The organism is Klebsiella sp. FDAARGOS_511, from assembly GCF_003812845.1.
Taxonomy (GTDB): Bacteria; Pseudomonadota; Gammaproteobacteria; order Enterobacterales; family Enterobacteriaceae; genus Klebsiella; species Klebsiella grimontii.
Window position 1 is genome coordinate 3388812 of the sequence record NZ_CP033824.1, and the last position, 19360, is coordinate 3408171.

Consider the following 19360-nt stretch of genomic DNA (forward strand, 5'->3'; position numbering starts at 1 on the left):
GTGACTGAATTCACATTTATTTATTTGGCGGATCAATAGACGCATCGTTACAAGTGTTTCAGCTAAGTAAAATTAGGTAAAAGGCTGGCCCAGGATGCAAAGGCTCTTTAGAATCAAAGCACTCGGTTTTTATTCTGCTCCGTTAAGGAATTTCCATGCTCAAATCAACTCTCGCGGCGGTGGCTGCCGTTTTCGCCATTTCAGCATTCTCCCCGGCCATGGCGGCAAAAGGGGATCCCCATGTGTTGCTGACCACGTCTGCGGGCAATATTGAGCTTGAGCTGAATAGCCAGAAAGCACCGATCTCGGTGGATAACTTCCTCAAGTATGTGAACAGCGGCTTTTATAACAACACCACTTTTCACCGCGTGATCCCGGGCTTTATGGTGCAGGGCGGCGGCTTTAACGAGCAGATGCAGCAGAAGCAGCCTAATCCGCCGATTAAAAACGAAGCCGACAACGGCCTGCGCAACACGCGTGGCACTATCGCCATGGCGCGTACTGCCGATCAGGACAGCGCCACCAGCCAGTTCTTTATCAATATTGCGGATAACGCCTTCCTCGATCATGGCCAGCGCGATTTCGGCTATGCGGTGTTTGGTAAAGTCGTCAAAGGCATGGACGTGGCGGATAAGATTTCTCAGGTGCCGACCCATAACGTTGGGCCGTATCAGAATGTACCGTCGAAACCTGTCGTGATCCTTTCCGCTAAAGTGCTGCCGTAACCCTATTTGCGCGGGTAACCCTTCCCCGCGCATTCCCCGCTTCCCTGCGAAATCGTTTTTTGCCGCTTATACTTGTGGCAACCGCGGACGCGTCAGGGAGGTGTTAAATGAAAAAGCTCACCGAAAAACAGAAATCCCGTCTCTGGGAGGCTCGACGTAACATGAATTTTCAGGCCAGCCGACGGCTGGAAGGCGTCGATATTCCGCTGATAACCCTTACCCCCGAAGAAGCCCTGGCGCGTATTGCGGCGTTAAGGAGTCACTATGAGCGATAAATTCGGCGAGGGGCGGGACCCCTATCTCTACCCCGGTCTTAAGGTGATGCGCAACCGCCTGGGTATTCGCCAGGCTCAGCGACTTGAACAGGCGGCGTGGGAGCTGACCGCATTACGCGCGGCAACCATTGAACTCGGGCCGTTGGTGCGGGGATTGCCTCATCTCTGCGCTATTCATCGCCAGCTTTATCAGGATGTTTTTGACTGGGCGGGGCAACTGCGTGAAGTGGATATCTATCAGGGCGACACCCGTTTCTGCCATTTCGCCTATATCGAAAAAGAGGGAAACGCGCTGCTTCAGGATCTTGAAGAGGAAAGTTATCTGGTGGGGCTCGCGCTGGATAAATTCATTGAACGTCTTGCTCATTACTACTGCGAAATAAATGTCCTGCATCCTTTCCGTCTCGGTAACGGCATGGCGCAACGCATTTTCTTTGAGCAGCTGGCTATTCATGCGGGCTATACGCTGGATTGGCGCGATATTGCGGTCGATGCGTGGAACCAGGCCAACCAGAGCGGAGCGATGGGCGACCTTTCTCCACTGCGGACGATATTTCGCAAAGTGGTAAGCGAAGCCGTGGAAACTGAGTAGAATAGCGCGGTTCTTTGTTCCCGGAGCCGCTATGATCCTGCTTATCGATAACTACGATTCTTTCACCTGGAATTTGTATCAGTATTTCTGCGAGCTTGGCGCGGAAGTTCTGGTCAGGCGTAATGACGAGCTGACGTTAGCGGATATCATTGCCCTGGCGCCAGCGAAAATCGTTATCTCGCCGGGCCCCTGCACGCCCGATGAGTCAGGGATTTCGCTGGCGGTGATTCGCCACTTTTCCGGTAAGACGCCGATCTTAGGCGTTTGCCTCGGCCATCAGGCGATTGCCCAGGTTTTCGGCGCCGCTATCGTACGAGCCGCCAAAGTGATGCACGGGAAAACGTCCCCCATCAGCCATACCGGTCAAGGGGTGTTCCTTGGACTGAATAATCCGCTTACCGTAACCCGCTACCACTCCCTGCTGATTGACCCGCTAACGCTGCCTGAATGCTTTGAGGTGACAGCCCGCAGCGAAGAGGGGGAGATCATGGGCATTCGCCACCGCGTGTACGATCTCGAGGGTGTGCAGTTTCATCCGGAGAGTATTCTCAGCGAGCAGGGACACCAGCTGCTGGCAAACTTCCTCAATCGTTGATTTGTAGTTGCCATGAGTTGATTTTTTATGCATATTTTGTGATTAGATTATCATAATCATTGCTGCATAACGTAAAGGATGGGCACCACATGGCAACTGAACAACCGGCAATCACCCGCGCTACATTCGATGAAGTCATTTTGCCGATTTATGCACCGGCAGAATTTATTCCGGTGAAGGGCAAGGGGAGCCGAGTATGGGATCAGCAGGGTAAAGAGTACGTTGATTTCGCCGGCGGTATTGCCGTGACCGCGCTCGGTCATTGCCATCCGGCGCTGGTGGCGGCACTGCATGAGCAGGGTGAAAAACTGTGGCATACCAGCAACGTTTTTACCAACGAACCGGCCCTGCGACTCGGGCGAAAGCTGGTGGATGCGACTTTTGCCGATCGCGTCGTGTTTATGAACTCCGGAACGGAAGCCAACGAAACGGCTTTCAAGCTGGCGCGCCACTACACCGTGACTCGCCATAGCCCGTACAAAACCAAAATCATCGCTTTCCATAATGCGTTTCACGGTCGCTCGCTTTTCACCGTTTCCGTCGGCGGTCAGCCGAAATATTCCGACGGGTTTGGGCCGAAACCGGCCGATATCGTTCACGTGCCGTTTAACGATTTACACGCGGTGAAAGCCGTGATGGACGATCATACCTGCGCGGTGGTGGTCGAGCCGATTCAGGGTGAAGGCGGAGTGACGGCGGCGACGCCGGAATTCCTGCAAGGATTGCGCGATCTCTGCGACCAGCACCAGGCATTGCTGGTGTTTGATGAAGTGCAGTGCGGTATGGGGCGCACAGGCTCGCTGTTTGCCTATATGCACTACGGCGTGACGCCGGATATTCTGACCAGCGCCAAGGCGCTTGGTGGCGGCTTCCCTATCAGCGCGATGCTGACCACCCATGATATCGCCAGCGCTTTCCACGCGGGTTCCCATGGTTCGACCTACGGCGGAAACCCGCTAGCCTGCGCGGTCGGTGGGGCGGCCTTCGATCTGATTAACACGCCGGAAGTGCTGGACGGCGTCACTGCGAAGCGTGAGCTGTTTGTTCAGCACCTTCAGCAAATTGACGCGCGGTTCGATCTGTTCAGTGATATTCGCGGCATGGGTCTGCTGATCGGCGCCGAGCTGAAGCCGCAGTATCACGGGAAGGCGCGCGATTTCTTGTATGCAGCCGCAGAGGCGGGCGTCATGGTGCTCAATGCCGGACCGGACGTGATGCGCTTCGTACCGTCGCTGGTGATTGATGATAGCGATATTGCTGAAGGCATGGCGCGCTTTGCCCAGGCGGTTGAGCGGGTGCTTAGCGCTTAGTGGCGCGCAGCCAGATGCCATGATGCGGACGCTGACGCCATGCCACCGATGAAATGGTGTGCATGGTGTTCAGATGCCCGAGGATGCGCTGCAAATGCTGCTCCATCGTACTGAGCGGGCCGCGAGGGACCTCCGCATCCTGCGCCTCCATAATATTCACATCCCCCGCACTGCCCGGCCCGTCGGAATCCAGCCGCTGCTGGCAGCGCTGGAGCGCAATCTCGCAGGATTCCAGATAACGCTGCGCCAGATCCGGTGTCAGCATATTGTGCTCGCGCGCCAGAGTGGTCATCGCGTTAATATGCTCGACAATAAACTGGCTGTGGGTCACCCACAGCTTCATGTCTTCCAGATAGTGAGAGTTAAAGCCGGGCTCCTGCATCGCCTGATTTAGCGAGTTAAACAGCGCGTTATGCGCCTGATTGACGCGCATTCTCTGATAGGCCAGCGCCGGGGCCTGATGGTCGGCGCTGAGGATCAGCCTGATGGCCTCCTGATCGGCTTCCAGCGCGTCGTGGGCATTTTTGCGCAGCAGCCCGCTTTGCCACTGCGGCCATAGCCAGACCATCCCGCCGAAAGCAATCAGGCAGCCAATCAGGGTATCAATTAGCCTGGCGACGATAAACTGCTCGCCGTTCAGGGTAAGTAGCTGCAGGGTATACACCGCCGTCACGGTAAATCCGACCATCGCCCAGCCGTAGTGCTTGCGGATAATCAGATAGCTTAACAGCGTGATAAATAGCATCGCGGTCAGCGTATAGCCTTCAGGAACGTGAAAGTGCAGCGTGAGCCCGGCAATGACCAGTCCCGCAATGGTTCCGGCAGCCCGATGGACGATACGTACCCGCGTCGCGCCGTAGCCGTTTTGTGTCACGAACAGCACGGTCATCAGGATCCAGTAGGGCTTAGGCAGATGCAGCGCGCTGCCCATCAGGCTAGCGGCGCTCAGCATCACGCTGATACGCGCGGCATTACGTAACGCTGGCGACTTAAGCGACAGATAGTTTTTCAACGCGGGTAGCAGCGGCAGGCGGCGGGTTTTATCCGCCATCAGGTTACGCGCGTATAGCGGGCGCTGGGTGCGCAGAACTCTGGCAATGCGGCTGAAGTGCCAGGCGCAGAACTGGCCGACAGGATTATCCGGATGCTGCCAGGCGATTTTTTCCAGCGCGCCGATCTGTTTGTCCATCTGAAAGCGCCGGGGATAACGGTGGTAGAGCAGATCGTCCGCCAGCTCTCGCAGGCGGGCGGCAACGGTTTGCGCGTTCCAGCGAATCACCGCTTCCGCGTGGCTGCGCTCCACCAGCTTCTGCACCTCTTCCGGCTGATGAAGGCTGACGGAAATATGCTCCTGAAGGTCCAGTCCAACCTGGAAAGCGCGCAGCAGGCGTTTATGATCGCTGCGCTGGTTAGCCGCCAGCATATGCATTTGCTGATAGCACTGGGTAATCAGATCCACCACCTTTTGCTGGCGGTTAAGCAGCGGCGGCAGCGATGTGGCGGGATCCGTATGCTGGGTAAGCAGACTGTATTTGGCCTCGCAGTAGTTGGCGAGCTCCCGGTAGAGCAGGCTTAATGATTCACGCAGCGGCTGTTCGCGCCAGAGCCAAAACCAGAACCAGTTAAACACGCCATACCATAAGGTGCCGAGGGCGTAGATTAACAGCGGCTCCCAGATCGGCATGTTGCCAGCGAGACTGAGGGTAAAAATAGCCGCGATAAGCGAGGCGGGCAGCAGCCGCGCGTGCAGGGAGCTGATTTCAGCGGTGACGCCGAGGATCAGCGCCAGACCGGTGAGGATCAGCGGCAAAGGGATATCTCGCTGCAGAAGGAGCTGAACGATCAGGCTACTGCCGGCGAAAAGGCTGCCGCCGATAATTAGCCGTTTAAAGAAACGTTTATGCGGCGTATCCAGCCCGGCAACGTTGCAGCAGGCGGGAACAAGAGAAAACAGCAACCCCTGCTGGAGATGACCGAACAGAAGCCCAATCGCAACCGGCAGGCACAACACCAGCGTTTGCCGCAGTGCATAGTTGACTTCCGGGTGGTAAATCAGCCTGCGCCACATGAGGGGAAAACAAAAACGGCGTATCGTCAGGCAATACGCCGTTTTACCGACTTAACGGGTACCGTAGACGACGATAGTTTTACCGTGCGCGGAGATCAGGTTTTGATCTTCCAGCATTTTCAGGATACGGCCAACGGTCTCGCGGGAGCATCCGACGATCTGACCGATTTCCTGGCGGGTAATTTTAATTTGCATACCGTCCGGGTGGGTCATCGCATCCGGCTGTTTAGCCAGGTTCAGCAGCGTCTGAGCGATACGACCGGTAACGTCGAGGAAGGCGAGGTTACCCACTTTCTCAGACGTGACCTGCAGACGACGAGCCATCTGCGAAGAGAGACGCATCAGGATGTCCGGGTTAACCTGGATCAGCTGACGGAATTTTTTGTAGGAGATTTCGGCCACTTCACATGCGGTTTTCGCACGTACCCAAGCGCTACGCTCCTGGCCTTCTTCAAACAAGCCTAATTCACCGATGAAATCGCCCTGATTGAGGTAAGAGAGGATCATCTCTTTACCTTCTTCATCCTTGATGAGTACAGCCACGGAGCCTTTAACGATGTAGTACAACGTTTCTGCTTTCTCACCCTGGTGGATCAGCGTGCTCTTTGATGGGTACTTATGAATGTGGCAATGAGACAAGAACCATTCAAGGGTAGGGTCTGTTTGCGGTTTGCCAAGCACCATGCGCGGTTATCCTCTGTTATAAGCTATCTCCGGGTGCCGACACTACACGGCATCCGGGCATGCAATCGTATTGAATCCCTATACCTGGGAATCCGGCTGAAAGTTTTCTGCAGCCTGTAATGTGAACTCCTCTGCATACATGCAGTACATCAATGTATTACTGTAGCATCCAGATTGTTTTAGCATAGCTTTCGCTGCATGTCTCCTGGTGTCTCGCTTCAGCATGACCCAGGTCGCCTTCCGTTGCGAGAATTGTTATGTACGCGTAATCTGTCGGGAAAATTACAGCCCTGGAGTTAAAATTATGCAAGCGCGAGTGAAATGGGTTGAAGGGTTAACCTTCATCGGTGAGTCGGCTTCTGGTCACCAGATTCTGATGGACGGAAATTCCGGGGATAAAGCGCCCAGCCCAATGGAAATGGTCCTGATGGCGGCAGGCGGATGCAGCGCGATCGATGTGGTTTCCATATTGCAGAAGGGCCGTCATAACGTCACCAACTGCGAAGTCAAGCTGACCTCGGAGCGCCGCGAAGAGGCGCCACGTCTGTTTACCCATATCAATCTGCATTTTATCGTGACCGGTAAAGAACTGAAGGACGCTGCGGTGTCTCGCGCGGTCGATCTGTCGGCGGAAAAGTATTGTTCTGTCGCGCTGATGCTTGAGAAAGCGGTAAACATTACCCACTCTTATGAAGTAATCGAAGGGTAAGCCGAACGGGCCCCGGCCGGCAATTGCGTCTCCGGGGTTTTGACCGTTAGCTTATTTTCCTGCCTTCCATCAGGCGCTCAACCAGCGGCGCCATGATCAGCTCCATCGCCAGCCCCATTTTCCCGCCCGGCACCACCAACGTATTCATATGCGAGATAAACGAGCCCTGCAGCATCGCCAAAAGCCAGGGGAAATCGATATTTTTTAGATTGCGGAAATGGATAACGACAAAGCTTTCATCCAGCGAAGGGATGGCTTTCGCCGCAAAAGGGTTGGACGTATCCACCGTTGGTACGCGCTGGAAGTTGAGGTGGGTGCGCGAAAACTGCGGCGTGATAAAGTTGATGTAGTCTTCCATCGAACGGACCACTGAATCCATCACCGCCTCACGAGAGTGCCCGCGTTCGCTGGTGTCGCGGATAAGCTTCTGGATCCACTCAAGATTGACGATGGGCACCACGCCGACCAGCAGATCGACATGGTTTGCTACGTTATGCTGCGGCGTCACCACGCCGCCGTGCAGGCCTTCATAAAACAGGACATCAGTCGGCTCGGGCAGCGGCTGCCAGGGCGTGAAGGTCCCCGGAACCTGATTCCACGGCACGGCCTCGTCATAGGTATGTAAATACTTACGCGACTGGCCTTTACCGCTTTGCCCATATTCGGCGAACGTATGTTCCAGCAGGCCGAAGTCGTTAGCCTCGGGGCCAAAGTAGCTGATATGTTTGCCCTGATCGCGTGCTTTACGGATCGCCATGTCCATTTCCGGACGGGTATAGCGGTGAAAGCTATCGCCTTCAACTTCGGCGGCGTGCAGATTAAGCTGGGCGAAGATTTTGCGAAAGGCGAGGCTGGTGGTCGTGGTTCCCGCGCCGCTGGAGCCCGTGACGGCAATCACCGGATGTTTGGCAGACATAACAACTCCCAGAGTAAACGATAGTGTGTGCCGCCTTAGCCGTGAAACTGCTTGCGGGGCATAATGTTCACCGTCTCGTGCAGTTCTGACCACACCAGCACGGCTTCTCCGCTTTTCAACTGCTGTTTAACATCCGCGACTTTATCAGTCAGCGAACGTTCATGTTCACCATAATCGGTGCCTTCACGTAATACAAAACTTTCGATCAGGTTATCCAGCGTTTCGGGATCAAGATCTTGCCAGGGAATGATCATATTTGCGCTCCTAACCAACGGGTTAGCCAATCCGGAATTCGTTTTTCAAGCCACATTTCTGGCTTACGCAGCGTGCCGCCGACGAAACCAACGTGCCCGCCGTGCTCCGTGAGCTGATATTCGACATTCGCCGGCAGCTGCTCCTGCGGGGGAATCGAATGGTGATCCATAAAGGGATCGTCCTTCGCGTGAATAATCAGCGTTGGCTTAGTGATATCGCTTAAGCGCGGCATGGCGCTACACTGGCGATAATAGTCCAGCGCATCGGCAAAGCCGTGGATCCTGGCCGTGATGCTATCGTCAAATTCGCGAATACGGCGCATGCTTTTTAGCTGGCGTAAATCGACGGGCAGAGAGCCGGGATAGGCTTTTAGCTTACGCGCGGCGTTGGCTTTCAGCAGGTTGAGCAGGTAGCGCTGATAAACGCGGGAGAAACCTTTGTCCATATGATAGCTACAGGCCTCCAGCATAAACGGAGCCGAGACGATAACCGCGGCATCAACGGGAATAGCGTCGCCCTCTTTTGCCAGCAGGCAGCCCAGCATATTGCCCCCGAGCGAATATCCCACCGCGGCGGTGGGGGCGGTGCCGTACTCGCGCTGGAGCCAGCGCAGAAACCAGGAGCCATCCTCCGTTTCGCCCGAGTGGTAGATGCGGTTATTCCTATTGGGTTCGCCGCTGCAGCCGCGAAAATGCATCACCACGCCCAGCCAGCCGCGCTGCATTGCCGCATGGATAAGTCCGTGGGCGTAAGGGCTGTGTAGGCTCCCCTCCAGGCCGTGAAATACCACCAGACGAGGTTTATGGCGCGCCTGAGAAGGGTCTTCACTCCAGGCCAGATCGATAAAGTCGCCGTCCGGCAATTCAAGGCGCTGCCAGTGGGGAGTAAAACGGAGTTTGCGACGGATTAGCCGCGGCAACATGGTTTGCAAATGACGATTGCCTACGCCGCGCATCGGATGAAACTGCTGCGAGTCGTCTTCAGGGGGCGTCATTTCTGTAGGAGTGATATCAACCATAGCACCAGAGCAATAAATAATCTTTATAACATACTATACCGCGCATGAAGTGCGCAGGTTAGCCCATATGTGGCCTTGCGGCTAATCGGTCAGCAGGTTACGTGAAAAGAGATGAAAATCGACGCCGGGTTTACGCCGCCATAGCCGCGCTTTCCGCGCACCGGTTGCCGCTGTTTCACCGGTCTCTTCAAACATTCCGGAAGCTTCGAAGCGGCGAATCAGGCTTTTGCGTTGAATCGGCTGACCAAGGATGATTTCCGTGGCTTCCAGCAGCTGACCATGGGTAAAGGTCTCCGGCAGACAGTAAACCGGCAGTAAAGAGTACATCGTTTTTTGGCGTAAGCGATGCAGACCGGCGTCGATGATCTTTTGATGATCGAAAGCCAGCGAATAGCTATCCAGCTGCGCTACCGGCACCCAGCGGGCATCGCTGACGCTGGCGATATGCGGCTGACAATCTACCCACGAGATTAACGCAAACCAGGCGATAGTCAGGCTCCAGCCGCGCGGATCGCGATCCGGCCCGGAAAAGGTGTCGAGTTGCTCCAGCCATGGCGGTGAAATCCCGGTTTTTTCCGTGAGCTTACGTAGCGCCGTGGCGCGGGTTGAATCATCGTGCGCCTGGTCGATAAACCCGCCGGGTAGCCCCCAGGCCCCCTGCTGCGGCGGATTAGCGCGCTCAACCAGCAGAACGCACAGCGCCCCTTCATGCAGGGTAAACAGGACGCTATCGACGGTCACCAGCGGCGAGGGAAAGCGGCTGGCATCGTATTGGCTGAGGTATTCGGCATCGGTGGTCATAGAGCGCTCGTAGCGTAAAAGAACGCTGACAAGTGTACCAGCCCCTACCTGAGCAGCAAGTATCTATTTTTATTATTATTTTTCAATTGGTTAATCCATTTTTCCGCTTAAGTGACATTTAACGCTTGCACTATATGTGTCTTAGAGACATCATTGATTGTGTCTTAGGGACACAATTTAATGAGTAGAGGTCATCATGAGCGAAAAATTTACCCTGGAATTGGATGATGAGGCGTTTACGCTTGCCAGCGGCGCCTTTCCCGATGGCGCTGTGTGGCTGAAGGTAACCGCTCAATTACCGCCTTCCGCCCGTTTGATGCGCATCCGGGCGGTTGCTCTGCGCGACATGAACGATTTTATGCTGCTGGCGCAGCTGGTGGAGGCCGTGCGTCATGTTACCGACGTGGCGTTTAGCCATCTGGAACTGCCGTGGCTGCCGTGGGCGCGTCAGGATCGTCATATGGTGCCGGGAGACAGCTTTGCGCTGAAGGTCTTCGCCCGGCAGCTTAATACCCTTGGCTTTGACAAAGTCGTGGTGCTTGACCCACACAGCGATGCCGCCGAGGCGGCAGTCAATAATATGGTCGCGGTGGCACAACAGCACTGTCTTCTGCAGAGCGCCGGTCTGCGTCAGGCTATTGCTGCCGGGGAGCTGATGCTGGTGGCGCCGGACGCCGGCGCGCTCAAGAAGATTCACCCTGTGGCTAAAGCCTGCGGTGCCGGAGAGTTCGCGATCCTCGGTAAAGAGCGTGACCTTGCCAGCGGCGCGTTAACCGGATTTTCCCTGTTGGCCGGAAATGTAGCGGGGAAAGCAGCGCTTATTGTTGACGACCTGTGCGACGCTGGCGGCACCTTTATCGGCTCGGCGAAGGTGCTGCGCGAGGCGGGCGCCCGCAGCGTGAGTCTGTATGTCACCCACGGTATTTTTTCCAAAGGCGTAGAGCATCTATTGAATAACGGCATCGATGCCGTTTACACCACCACCTCTTTGACTTCTCCTGCCCTGACTCATCCGCAGCTGGAGATTATCGATATTGACGCCATCTACCGCGCACATTGGGGATAACATGATGAAAATAAATCCGATTCTGGCTATTGATGGTTATAAAGTTTCCCATCGCGTGCAGTATCCGCAGGGGACTACGAAGGTCTACTCAAACTTTACTCCGCGCAGCGATCGTTTTTTCCAGTCGCCGCAGGCCGACGGCAAGCTGGTATTTTTCGGCCTGCAGGGCTTTCTGCAGTGGTTCCTGGTCGATCTGTTTAACGAGGCGTTTTTCGCCCGCCCGGAAGAGGAGGTCGTCAACGAGTATAAGCAGGTGATGGACGGCTATCTGGGGCGCGATACAGTTGGGGTGGAGCCTATTCGTGCTCTGCATCGGCTTGGCTATTTACCATTGCATATCAAAGCGCTGGATGAAGGCACCAAGGTGCCGATGAAAGTACCGGTGCTGACCATCACCAATACGCAACCTGAGTTCTTCTGGCTGGTAAACTATCTGGAAACGGTGCTTTCGGCGGAGCTGTGGAAAGCGTCAACCAACGCAACCATCGCCCACCACTATCGCCTGATTTGCGAACGCTGGGCGGAGAAAACCTGTAGCGATCTGACGCACCTTGATTTCCAATGTCACGACTTTTCGTTTCGGGGAATGTCCGGGCTGCACGACACTGCGCAGTCGGGCTGCGGACATCTGGCCAGTTTCAAAGGTACCGATAGCCTGCCTTCGCTGCTGTATGCCCGTGATTATTACACTCGCGGTGACGATGAGCTCATCGGCGCCAGCATTCCGGCCACGGAACACAGCGTAATGTGTATGGGCGAGCGCGAGCGGGAAATTGAAACCTTTCGCCGGCTGATTACCGAAGTCCACCCGCAGGGTTTCGTCTCTATCGTCTCGGATACCTGGGACTACTGGCAGGTGCTGACCGAATACACCCGCGAGCTGAAGGCGATAATTATGCAGCGTCAGGGGCGAGTCGTATTCCGTCCGGACAGCGGCGATCCGGTGGCGATTCTGTGCGGCACCGCAGCTGACAATGACACCAGCAGCGAGCGCAGCGCCGAGGAGAAAGGCTCCGTAGAGGTTCTGTGGGAAATCTTCGGCGGTACGATTAACGAAAAAGGGTATAAGGTGCTGGATCCGCATGTCGGCCTGATTTACGGCGATTCCATTACCCTTGCCAGAGCGGATGAGATCCTGCGCCGTCTGGAAGCGAAAGGTTTTGCCAGCGCTAATGTGGTATTTGGCGTGGGTTCCTTTACCTACCAGTACAACACCCGCGATACCTTCGGCTTCGCGATGAAAGCGACCTGGGGGGAGGTGAACGGCGAGGGAAGAGCCCTCTTTAAGGAGCCGAAAACCGATAATGGCCTCAAACGCTCAGCGCGCGGTCTGCTGCGCGTGGAACGCGACGCCTTGGGGGAACTGCAGCTGTACGATGGGCAAACGCTGGAACAGGAGCAGCAGGGCGAGTTAAAAACGCGCTTTCTGGATGGCAAGCTGTACGGCTATGCCTCGCTGTCGCAGATCCGCGCCCGGCTGGCGGCACAGCGTTAAGCGGCTGTGAGAGGGATTAAAAAAGGCGGGCGTTCCCGCCTTTTGGTACTGCATCATGCCGTTAGCCTTCCTGGAGCATCTGTTCCAGCTGTTCCTGGGCATCCAGCCAGGCCATCTCACACTCTTCCAGCCCGGACTTCGCGCTAGCCTGCTGCTGTAAACACGCGGTGAGTTCCGCTTTGCGGCTTTGATCGTACAATTCGCTATCGCCCAGCTTCTCTTCCGCCTGCGCCAGCTGCGCGTTGAACTTCTCCATCTCTTTTTCCAGGCGGGCAATCTCTTTGCGCAGCGGTTGGGTTTGCGTACGCAGCTCGGCTTCCCGGCGTTTCTGATCTTTACGCGCCTGGGCGCTGTTGCCGTTTTCCTTCGGCTCTTCTGAGGCTTGGTTTTCCTGCTTTTGCGTGTCGCTCAGCCACTGCTGGTAGTCTTCAAGATCGCCGTCGAAAGGTTCGACTTTGCTATCGTGCACCAGATAAAGGTCGTCGGTGGTGGAGCGAATCAGATGGCGGTCGTGCGAAACCACCACCAGCGCGCCTTCAAAATCGATTAACGCTTCGGTTAGCGCCTGACGCATATCGAGATCGAGGTGGTTGGTGGGTTCATCAAGCAGCAGCAGATTTGGCCGTTGCCAGACGATTAACGCCAGCACCAGGCGCGCTTTCTCGCCGCCGGAGAAACGCTGCGTCTGTTCGTTGACCTTATCGCTTTGGAAGCCGAAACCGCCCAGGTAGTCGCGCAGTTTCTGCTCTAACTCCTGCGGCGCGAGGCGGGCAAGATGCTGCAGCGGGGATTCATCCGCGCGCAGGAATTCCAGCTGATGCTGAGCGAAGTAGCCAAGCTTGATGCCTTTCGCCAGACCAATTTCACCCTGCAGCGGCTGTAGCTCACCGGCCAGCAGTTTAATCAGCGTTGATTTACCGGCGCCGTTGCGCCCCAGCAGACCGATGCGCGAACCGGGCACCAGATTCAGCTTGATTGAGTCTAGAATCACGCGCTCGCCATAACCGGCGCTAACCTTTTCCATCTTCAGCAGCGGATTGGGCAGGCTTTCCGGCGCGCGGAAGCTAAAGTGGAACGGGTTATCCACGTGGGCAGGCGCGATGAGCTCCATGCGCTCGAGCATTTTGATACGGCTTTGCGCCTGTTTAGCTTTGGTGGCTTTAGCGCGAAAACGGTCGATGTAGCTCTGCAAATGCGCGACGCGCAGCTGCTGGCTTTCGTACATCGACTGTTGCTGCGAAAGACGTGTCGCGCGCTGCACTTCAAATGAGCTGTAGTTGCCGGTGTACTCGAACATCGTTTGCTGTTCGATATGGATAATTTTGTCGACGATCGGATCGAGAAAGTCGCGATCGTGGGAGATCAGAATCAGGGTTCCCGGGTAGCCTTTGAGCCACTTCTCCAGCCAGATAACCGCGTCGAGATCGAGGTGGTTAGTCGGTTCATCAAGCAGCAGCAGATCGGAACGGCAAATCAGCGCCTGAGCGAGGTTAAGGCGCATACGCCAGCCGCCGGAAAAGTCGCTCACTGGTCTTTCAAGCTGTTCGTTGCTGAAACCGAGTCCGTGGAGCAGGCTGGCCGCGCGTGAGCGGATGGTCCAGGCGTCGATAGCGTCCAGCTTACCGTGTACCGTCGCGATGGCGTGACCGTCATTGCGTTCGTTGGCCGCGTGCAGATCCGCCTCCAGCTTGCGGAATTCGCGATCGCCATCAATAACATAGTCAATAGCCGGCTGCGCAAGCGCAGGTGTTTCCTGGTTAACCCAGGCCAGCTGCCAGCTGCCGGGGAAGGTCATCGAGCCGCCATCGGCGCTAATCTCGTTTTTCAAAAGCGAAAGCAGCGTGGATTTACCGCAGCCGTTTTTACCCACCAGGCCGACTTTTTGCCCTGGGTTGATGGTAGCGGTGGCGTTGTCCAGCAGGACGCGTACGCCGCGACGAATTTGTAAGGAGGAGAAAACAATCATAAGGCGCCGTATGTTCTGACTATGTTAATTTGTCATTATGATAATGTAGTGTGGAGCGAATCGCTCAACCGGGCCGCAATGGTAGCCCAAAATGAAGATGATACACAAAGTCATTCTGGTTGCGTCGGGACGCAGCCGCTGCACAGGCCGCCAGAAGACGTTCGGGAGGGGAAAGATGTCTCAGACAGCGAAAGTTTTGCTGCTGTATGCCCACCCAGAATCTCAGGATTCCGTGGCCAACCGGGTTTTGCTTGAACCGGCCTTACAGTTGTCGAATGTGACCGTGCACGATCTCTACGCGCACTATCCGGATTTTTTTATCGATATCGCCTGTGAGCAGGATCTCCTGCGCCAGCATGAGGTGATTGTTTTCCAGCATCCGCTCTATACCTGGAGCTGCCCGGCGCTGATGAAAGAGTGGCTGGACAGGGTGCTCAGCCGCGGCTTTGCCAGCGGGGCGGGAGGGAATCAGCTGGCGGGAAAGTACTGGCGTAGCGTCATTACCACCGGTGAGCCGGAGAGCGCCTACCGGCGCGATGCCCATCGTTATCCGATGAATGACATTCTCCGTCCTTTTGAATTGACTGCCGGCATGTGCCGTATGCACTGGATGAGCCCGATTATCGTCTACTGGGCGCGTCGGCAATCTCCCGAAGACCTGAAAAGCCGCGCTCGCGCCTACCGCGATTGGCTGGCTAATCCTGTAATGGCTGGAGGTCCAAATGGCGGGAGCTGATTTACTGCTGGCCGGGGTGTTATTTCTGTTTGCCGCGGTGGTGGCGGTACCGCTGGCGGCGAGGCTGGGTATTGGCGCCGTGCTGGGGTATCTGCTGGCCGGTATCGCCATCGGCCCCTGGGGATTAGGGTTCATCAGCGATGTTGATGAAATTCTTCACTTCTCAGAATTAGGCGTCGTCTTTCTGATGTTTATCATCGGACTGGAGTTGAATCCGTCCAAACTGTGGCGGCTGAGAAGCTCAATTTTCGGCGTCGGGGCCGCTCAGGTCGCCTTTAGCGCGCTCATTCTTGGCGGTTTGCTTATGCTGAGCGACTTCTCATGGCGCGCTGCGGTGGTCGGCGGGATTGGGCTGGCGATGTCTTCCACTGCGATGGCGCTGCAGCTGATGCGTGAGAAGGGCATGAGCCGCAGCGAGTCTGGACAGCTGGGTTTCTCGGTATTGCTGTTTCAGGATCTGGCCGTGATTCCGGCTCTGGCGCTGGTTCCATTGCTTGCGGGTTCTGGTGACGACCATTTTAACTGGCTCACCATAGGGATGAAGGTACTGGCCTTCGGCGGAATGCTGGTTGGCGGTCGTTATCTGCTAAGGCCGGTATTTCGTTTTATCGCCGGATCCGGCGTGCGGGAAGTCTTCACCGCTGCAACGCTACTGCTGGTGCTCGGATCGGCTTTGTTTATGGATGCGCTCGGTTTGTCAATGGCGCTCGGGACCTTTATCGCCGGCGTTCTGCTGGCCGAGAGTGAGTATCGCCACGAGCTGGAAATCGCCATTGATCCATTTAAAGGACTTCTCCTTGGGTTGTTCTTTATTTCCGTTGGCATGGCGCTGAATCTTGGGGTGCTTTATACCCATTTGCTGTGGGTTGTGGTCAGCGTCGCAGTGCTGGTGACGGTAAAAGGTCTTGTCCTGTATCTTCTGGCGCGGGTATACGGTTTGCGCAGTTCAGAGCGGGTGCAGTTTGCCGGCGTGCTGAGCCAGGGAGGGGAGTTCGCCTTTGTGCTTTTTTCACTACCCGCTTCGCTTCGTCTGTTTCAAAACGATCAGATGGCCCTGCTGCTGGTGACGGTGACGTTGTCGATGATGACCACGCCGCTGTTGATGACGCTAATCGATAAAGTGCTTTCGCGGCGATTGAATCAACCCGAAGAAGAGGGTGAGGCGCCGTGGGTTGAAGATGACAAACCGCAGGTCATTATCGTAGGGTTTGGGCGTTTCGGCCAGGTGATTGGCCGTCTGCTGATGGCGAACAAAATGCGCATCACGGTACTGGAGCGCGATATCAGCGCGGTCAATCTGATGCGTAAATATGGCTATAAAGTCTATTTTGGCGATGCGACGCAGCTGGAGCTCCTGCGCTCGGCGGGCGCTGAAGACGCGCAGTCGATCGTTATCACCTGTAACGAGCCGGAAGATACCATGAAGCTGGTGGAGATGTGTCAACAACACTTTCCACATCTGCACATTCTGGCGCGAGCGCGGGGACGCGTTGAGGCCCATGAGCTGTTGCAGGCGGGAGTGGCGCAATTTTCTCGCGAAACCTTCTCCAGCGCGCTGGAGCTGGGACGAAAAGCGCTGATCTCACTCGGTATGCATCCCCATCAGGCGCAGCGCGCTCAGCTCCACTTTCGGCGTCTTGATATGCGGATGCTGCGCGAGTTAATGCCGGTGCATAGTGATACCCTGCAGATATCCCGCGTGCGGGAAGCCAGACGCGAGCTGGAGGAGATCTTTCAGCGTGAGATGCAAAAAGAGAGCAGGCAGTTAGACGGCTGGGATGAATTTGAATAAAGGTAAATGATATGGCTGTGCGTAAACGTTTTATTGCCGGTGCGAAATGTCCGGCGTGCCAGGCTCAGGATTCACTGGCGATGTGGCGTGAGAATAATGTCGATATTGTTGAGTGCGTTAAGTGCGGGCATCAGATGCGTGAGGCGGATAAAGAGGTCCGCGAGCATGTTCGCAAAGAAGAGCAAGTGATAGGCATTTTTCATCCGGACTAGCGTTATCTATCGGCTTTTTTTAAGCTAGAGGGTACACGGCTGCAGAATTCCGCTACAATCTGCGCCACTATTCTTCCCATGCTCAGGAGATATCATGAAAGTAGCAAAAGACCTGGTGGTCAGCCTGGCCTATCAGGTACGTACAGAAGACGGTGTGTTGGTTGATGAGTCTCCGGTAAGCGCGCCGCTTGACTACCTGCATGGTCACGGTTCCCTGATTTCCGGCCTGGAAAACGCGCTGGACGGCCACGATGTAGGCGACAAATTTGACGTCGAAGTCGGCGCTAATGACGCGTACGGTCAGTACGACGAAAACCTGGTTCAGCGCGTGCCTAAAGACGTATTTATGGGCGTTGATGAGCTGCAGGTTGGCATGCGCTTCCTGGCGGAAACCGATCAGGGTCCGGTACCGGTAGAAATTACCGAAGTGGGTGACGAACACGTTGTTGTTGACGGTAACCACATGCTGGCTGGTCAGAATCTGAAGTTCAACGTTGAAGTTGTCGCAATTCGCGAAGCAACGGCGGAAGAGCTGGAGCATGGTCATGTACACGGTGCTCACGGCCACGATCATGGCCACGACCACGATCATGACGGTTGCTGCGGCGGTCACGGCCATGACCACGAACACGGCAAAGGCGGTTGCGGCGGTAACGGCGGCTGTGGTTGTCATTAATTCCGCTACGCTCGCGTTGCGGAATAGAAAAAAGCGGGGAGACCCGCTTTTTTTACGTCTTAATAATGCGGAGGAGGCGTTTCTTCCGCCTGTGAAGCCATGTGTGATGGCTGAGTCGCTTTCAATTTTTCCACCATCAGGCGCATATGTTCGCGCATCCTTGCCATTTCTATCTCGTGGGCGGTGACGGTTTTGTTGAGGTCTTCAATAGTGATTTCCTGAAACGCTAGCCTGCTCTCCAGCTCCGCAAGGCGAGTCTCTAAAGTGCTATCGTGCATGAGTAACCTCTTCTGTCTTATCCTGCGGGCGGATTCTACTGAAGTTTCAGCATCCGTGCAGCATCGTTACGTCTGACGGGAAACTAATTTATACAAAAATAGTCTTAAATGAGGCGATATTCAGGTACGTCTGTATGTTGATTTGTTCTGCAACGTTCTATAGTACGTTTTTTGTTTTTTACGATAACCCTGGGGTGAGATGCCCCGGCCCTGGAGAAATGGATGAAATCACTGTTTAAAGTAACGCTGCTGGCGACCACAATGGCCGTCGCCCTGAATGCACCGCTGAGCTTCGCTGCTGAGACGACAGCGAAAGCGGCACCCGCAACGGACAGCAAATCGGCATTCAAAAATGACGATCAGAAATCTGCTTATGCGCTGGGTGCATCGCTGGGACGTTACATGGAAAACTCCCTGAAAGAACAAGAAAAACTGGGCATCAAATTAGATAAAGATCAGCTGATCGCCGGTGTTCAGGATGCTTTTGCTGATAAGAGCAAACTGTCCGATCAGGAGATCGAACAGACTCTGCAGACGTTTGAAACCCGTGTAAAAACGGCTGCTCAGCAGAAAATGGAAAAAGACGCCTCTGAGAATGAAGCGAAAGGCAAAGCTTACCGTGACGCCTTCGCGAAAGAGAAAGGCGTGAAAACCTCTAAATCTGGCCTGCTGTACAAAGTTGAGAAAGCCGGTACCGGTGAAGCGCCGAAAGACAGCGATACCGTTGTGGTTAACTACAAAGGTACGCTTATCGACGGTAAAGAGTTTGATAACTCCTACACCCGCGGCGAGCCGCTTTCCTTCCGCCTGGACGGCGTGATCCCGGGCTGGACCGAAGGCCTGAAGAACATCAAGAAAGGCGGTAAAATCCAGCTGGTCATTCCACCGGATCTGGCTTACGGCAAAACCGGCGTACCGGGTATCCCGGCGAACTCTACTCTGGTATTTGATGTAGAGCTGCTGGATATTAAACCGGCCCCGAAAGCGGATGCCAAGCCTGAAGCAGCCGCTGAAGCCCCTGCCGCTGACGCTAAGAAGTAATCGGTTTTAAGCCGCCGCCTCCAGAGGCGGCGGCTTTTTTATTGCGGGCAGATATAATTAAAACTGGAAAGAACCTCAGGCGCTGTATTACTTTAGATAGATTAATAATGATGATGAGCCTGCCCTGACGATAACGACAGGCTCCTGAAA

Annotated in this window: 21 protein-coding genes; 13 read left to right on the forward strand and 8 right to left on the reverse strand. The window is 55.3% G+C overall.

The annotated features are described in order from the left end of the window. The first annotated feature begins 155 nt into the window (after positions 1–155). The 5 genes from ppiA (at position 156) to argD (ending at position 3497) form a co-directional block, all read left to right on the forward strand. Complete coding sequence (gene ppiA, locus EGY08_RS17165) at positions 156–725, forward strand: peptidylprolyl isomerase A (protein WP_004125987.1); 570 nt, start codon at positions 156–158, stop codon at positions 723–725. Positions 726–832: 107 nt separating this feature from the next. Then, positions 833–1000 (forward strand): YhfG family protein, encoded by a 168-nt coding sequence (locus tag EGY08_RS17170; protein ID WP_065366150.1) that lies wholly within the window; start codon positions 833–835, stop codon positions 998–1000. Next, the gene (locus EGY08_RS17175) at positions 990–1592 is read left to right on the forward strand and encodes a putative adenosine monophosphate-protein transferase Fic (protein ID WP_049114520.1); all 603 of its coding nucleotides are present in this window, start codon (positions 990–992) and stop codon (positions 1590–1592) included. Before EGY08_RS17170 ends, EGY08_RS17175 begins: the two co-directional genes overlap by 11 nt. Before the next feature lie 31 nt (positions 1593–1623). Next, positions 1624–2187 carry an aminodeoxychorismate synthase component 2 gene (gene pabA / locus EGY08_RS17180; protein ID WP_004125978.1) on the forward strand — a complete coding sequence of 188 codons (564 nt, stop codon included), beginning with the start codon at positions 1624–1626 and terminating at the stop codon, positions 2185–2187. Between the two features lie 89 nt (positions 2188–2276). After that, positions 2277–3497: a bifunctional acetylornithine/succinyldiaminopimelate transaminase gene (gene argD / locus EGY08_RS17185; protein WP_004138387.1), complete on the forward strand. Its 1221-nt coding sequence runs from the start codon at positions 2277–2279 to the stop codon at positions 3495–3497. On the opposite strand, the gene EGY08_RS17190 is transcribed toward argD, so the two are convergent. Together EGY08_RS17190 and crp are read right to left on the reverse strand one after the other, a co-directional pair. After that, entirely contained in the window at positions 3487–5565 is a 2079-nt protein-coding gene (locus EGY08_RS17190) for a YccS/YhfK family putative transporter (RefSeq protein WP_087828651.1), read from the reverse strand. The genes argD and EGY08_RS17190 overlap by 11 nt on opposite strands. A 51-nt stretch (positions 5566–5616) precedes the next feature. After that, a complete protein-coding gene (gene crp, locus EGY08_RS17195; protein ID WP_000242758.1) occupies positions 5617–6249 on the reverse strand; it encodes a cAMP-activated global transcriptional regulator CRP in 633 nt (210 codons plus the stop codon). Positions 6250–6553: 304 nt separating this feature from the next. Here crp and EGY08_RS17200 point away from each other — a divergent pair, with 304 nt between their 5' ends. Next, positions 6554–6958 carry an OsmC family protein gene (locus tag EGY08_RS17200; protein WP_004106401.1) on the forward strand — a complete coding sequence of 135 codons (405 nt, stop codon included), beginning with the start codon at positions 6554–6556 and terminating at the stop codon, positions 6956–6958. Positions 6959–7004: 46 nt separating this feature from the next. On the opposite strand, the gene EGY08_RS17205 is transcribed toward EGY08_RS17200, so the two are convergent. The 4 genes from EGY08_RS17205 to EGY08_RS17220 all read right to left on the reverse strand — a co-directional run bounded on the left by EGY08_RS17205 (position 7005) and on the right by EGY08_RS17220 (position 9948). Further along, the gene (locus EGY08_RS17205; RefSeq protein ID WP_004138395.1) at positions 7005–7874 is read right to left on the reverse strand and encodes a phosphoribulokinase; all 870 of its coding nucleotides are present in this window, start codon (positions 7872–7874) and stop codon (positions 7005–7007) included. A gap of 35 nt (positions 7875–7909) precedes the next feature. Further along, on the reverse strand, positions 7910–8128 hold the full coding sequence (locus tag EGY08_RS17210) for a YheU family protein (RefSeq protein WP_004125965.1): 219 nt from the start codon (positions 8126–8128) through the stop codon (positions 7910–7912). Further along, positions 8125–9084 (reverse strand): hydrolase, encoded by a 960-nt coding sequence (locus EGY08_RS17215; protein WP_229295910.1) that lies wholly within the window; start codon positions 9082–9084, stop codon positions 8125–8127. Before EGY08_RS17215 ends, EGY08_RS17210 begins: the two co-directional genes overlap by 4 nt. A 144-nt stretch (positions 9085–9228) precedes the next feature. Then, positions 9229–9948, reverse strand: coding sequence for an NUDIX hydrolase (locus tag EGY08_RS17220; protein ID WP_004125960.1), 720 nt, complete (start codon positions 9946–9948; stop codon positions 9229–9231). 196 nt (positions 9949–10144) lie between these two features. Here EGY08_RS17220 and prs point away from each other — a divergent pair, with 196 nt between their 5' ends. Next, positions 10145–11014, forward strand: coding sequence for a ribose-phosphate diphosphokinase (gene prs, locus EGY08_RS17225; protein ID WP_123828710.1), 870 nt, complete (start codon positions 10145–10147; stop codon positions 11012–11014). Between the two features lie 4 nt (positions 11015–11018). Next, entirely contained in the window at positions 11019–12509 is a 1491-nt protein-coding gene (locus tag EGY08_RS17230) for a nicotinate phosphoribosyltransferase (protein WP_032742211.1), read from the forward strand. Positions 12510–12570: 61 nt separating this feature from the next. Here EGY08_RS17230 and EGY08_RS17235 read toward each other — a convergent pair whose 3' ends face one another. Further along, entirely contained in the window at positions 12571–14475 is a 1905-nt protein-coding gene (locus EGY08_RS17235) for an ABC transporter ATP-binding protein (RefSeq protein ID WP_004125957.1), read from the reverse strand. 175 nt (positions 14476–14650) lie between these two features. Between EGY08_RS17235 and kefG the strand changes: the two genes are divergently transcribed. From kefG to slyD, 4 genes are all read left to right on the forward strand, one after another. After that, positions 14651–15211, forward strand: coding sequence for a glutathione-regulated potassium-efflux system ancillary protein KefG (kefG, locus tag EGY08_RS17240; protein ID WP_004125956.1), 561 nt, complete (start codon positions 14651–14653; stop codon positions 15209–15211). Continuing rightward, complete coding sequence (gene kefB / locus EGY08_RS17245; protein WP_004125954.1) at positions 15198–17003, forward strand: glutathione-regulated potassium-efflux system protein KefB; 1806 nt, start codon at positions 15198–15200, stop codon at positions 17001–17003. Before kefG ends, kefB begins: the two co-directional genes overlap by 14 nt. Before the next feature lie 11 nt (positions 17004–17014). After that, positions 17015–17215: a YheV family putative zinc ribbon protein gene (locus EGY08_RS17250; protein ID WP_004106389.1), complete on the forward strand. Its 201-nt coding sequence runs from the start codon at positions 17015–17017 to the stop codon at positions 17213–17215. Positions 17216–17309: 94 nt separating this feature from the next. After that, positions 17310–17891 (forward strand): peptidylprolyl isomerase, encoded by a 582-nt coding sequence (slyD, locus tag EGY08_RS17255; protein ID WP_049077757.1) that lies wholly within the window; start codon positions 17310–17312, stop codon positions 17889–17891. A 59-nt stretch (positions 17892–17950) separates the two neighbouring features. On the opposite strand, the gene EGY08_RS17260 is transcribed toward slyD, so the two are convergent. After that, a complete protein-coding gene (locus EGY08_RS17260; RefSeq protein WP_004106384.1) occupies positions 17951–18169 on the reverse strand; it encodes a protein SlyX in 219 nt (72 codons plus the stop codon). 222 nt (positions 18170–18391) lie between these two features. Between EGY08_RS17260 and fkpA the strand changes: the two genes are divergently transcribed. Then, positions 18392–19210: an FKBP-type peptidyl-prolyl cis-trans isomerase gene (fkpA, locus tag EGY08_RS17265; protein ID WP_004125943.1), complete on the forward strand. Its 819-nt coding sequence runs from the start codon at positions 18392–18394 to the stop codon at positions 19208–19210. Positions 19211–19360 lie beyond the last annotated feature (150 nt).

What these genes read in the sequence shown, in the direction of transcription:
- ppiA (WP_004125987.1), top strand. Translation starts at nt 156, where the DNA reads ATGCTCAAATCAACTCTCGCGGCGGTGGCTGCCGTTTTCGCCATTTCA.
- EGY08_RS17170 (WP_065366150.1), top strand. Translation starts at nt 833, where the DNA reads ATGAAAAAGCTCACCGAAAAACAGAAATCCCGTCTCTGGGAGGCTCGA.
- EGY08_RS17175 (WP_049114520.1), top strand. Translation starts at nt 990, where the DNA reads ATGAGCGATAAATTCGGCGAGGGGCGGGACCCCTATCTCTACCCCGGT.
- pabA (WP_004125978.1), top strand. Translation starts at nt 1,624, where the DNA reads ATGATCCTGCTTATCGATAACTACGATTCTTTCACCTGGAATTTGTAT.
- argD (WP_004138387.1), top strand. Translation starts at nt 2,277, where the DNA reads ATGGCAACTGAACAACCGGCAATCACCCGCGCTACATTCGATGAAGTC.
- EGY08_RS17190 (WP_087828651.1), bottom strand. Translation starts at nt 5,565, where the DNA reads ATGTGGCGCAGGCTGATTTACCACCCGGAAGTCAACTATGCACTGCGG.
- crp (WP_000242758.1), bottom strand. Translation starts at nt 6,249, where the DNA reads ATGGTGCTTGGCAAACCGCAAACAGACCCTACCCTTGAATGGTTCTTG.
- EGY08_RS17200 (WP_004106401.1), top strand. Translation starts at nt 6,554, where the DNA reads ATGCAAGCGCGAGTGAAATGGGTTGAAGGGTTAACCTTCATCGGTGAG.
- EGY08_RS17205 (WP_004138395.1), bottom strand. Translation starts at nt 7,874, where the DNA reads ATGTCTGCCAAACATCCGGTGATTGCCGTCACGGGCTCCAGCGGCGCG.
- EGY08_RS17210 (WP_004125965.1), bottom strand. Translation starts at nt 8,128, where the DNA reads ATGATCATTCCCTGGCAAGATCTTGATCCCGAAACGCTGGATAACCTG.
- EGY08_RS17215 (WP_229295910.1), bottom strand. Translation starts at nt 9,084, where the DNA reads ATGCGCGGCGTAGGCAATCGTCATTTGCAAACCATGTTGCCGCGGCTA.
- EGY08_RS17220 (WP_004125960.1), bottom strand. Translation starts at nt 9,948, where the DNA reads ATGACCACCGATGCCGAATACCTCAGCCAATACGATGCCAGCCGCTTT.
- prs (WP_123828710.1), top strand. Translation starts at nt 10,145, where the DNA reads ATGAGCGAAAAATTTACCCTGGAATTGGATGATGAGGCGTTTACGCTT.
- EGY08_RS17230 (WP_032742211.1), top strand. Translation starts at nt 11,019, where the DNA reads ATGAAAATAAATCCGATTCTGGCTATTGATGGTTATAAAGTTTCCCAT.
- EGY08_RS17235 (WP_004125957.1), bottom strand. Translation starts at nt 14,475, where the DNA reads ATGATTGTTTTCTCCTCCTTACAAATTCGTCGCGGCGTACGCGTCCTG.
- kefG (WP_004125956.1), top strand. Translation starts at nt 14,651, where the DNA reads ATGTCTCAGACAGCGAAAGTTTTGCTGCTGTATGCCCACCCAGAATCT.
- kefB (WP_004125954.1), top strand. Translation starts at nt 15,198, where the DNA reads ATGGCGGGAGCTGATTTACTGCTGGCCGGGGTGTTATTTCTGTTTGCC.
- EGY08_RS17250 (WP_004106389.1), top strand. Translation starts at nt 17,015, where the DNA reads ATGGCTGTGCGTAAACGTTTTATTGCCGGTGCGAAATGTCCGGCGTGC.
- slyD (WP_049077757.1), top strand. Translation starts at nt 17,310, where the DNA reads ATGAAAGTAGCAAAAGACCTGGTGGTCAGCCTGGCCTATCAGGTACGT.
- EGY08_RS17260 (WP_004106384.1), bottom strand. Translation starts at nt 18,169, where the DNA reads ATGCACGATAGCACTTTAGAGACTCGCCTTGCGGAGCTGGAGAGCAGG.
- fkpA (WP_004125943.1), top strand. Translation starts at nt 18,392, where the DNA reads ATGAAATCACTGTTTAAAGTAACGCTGCTGGCGACCACAATGGCCGTC.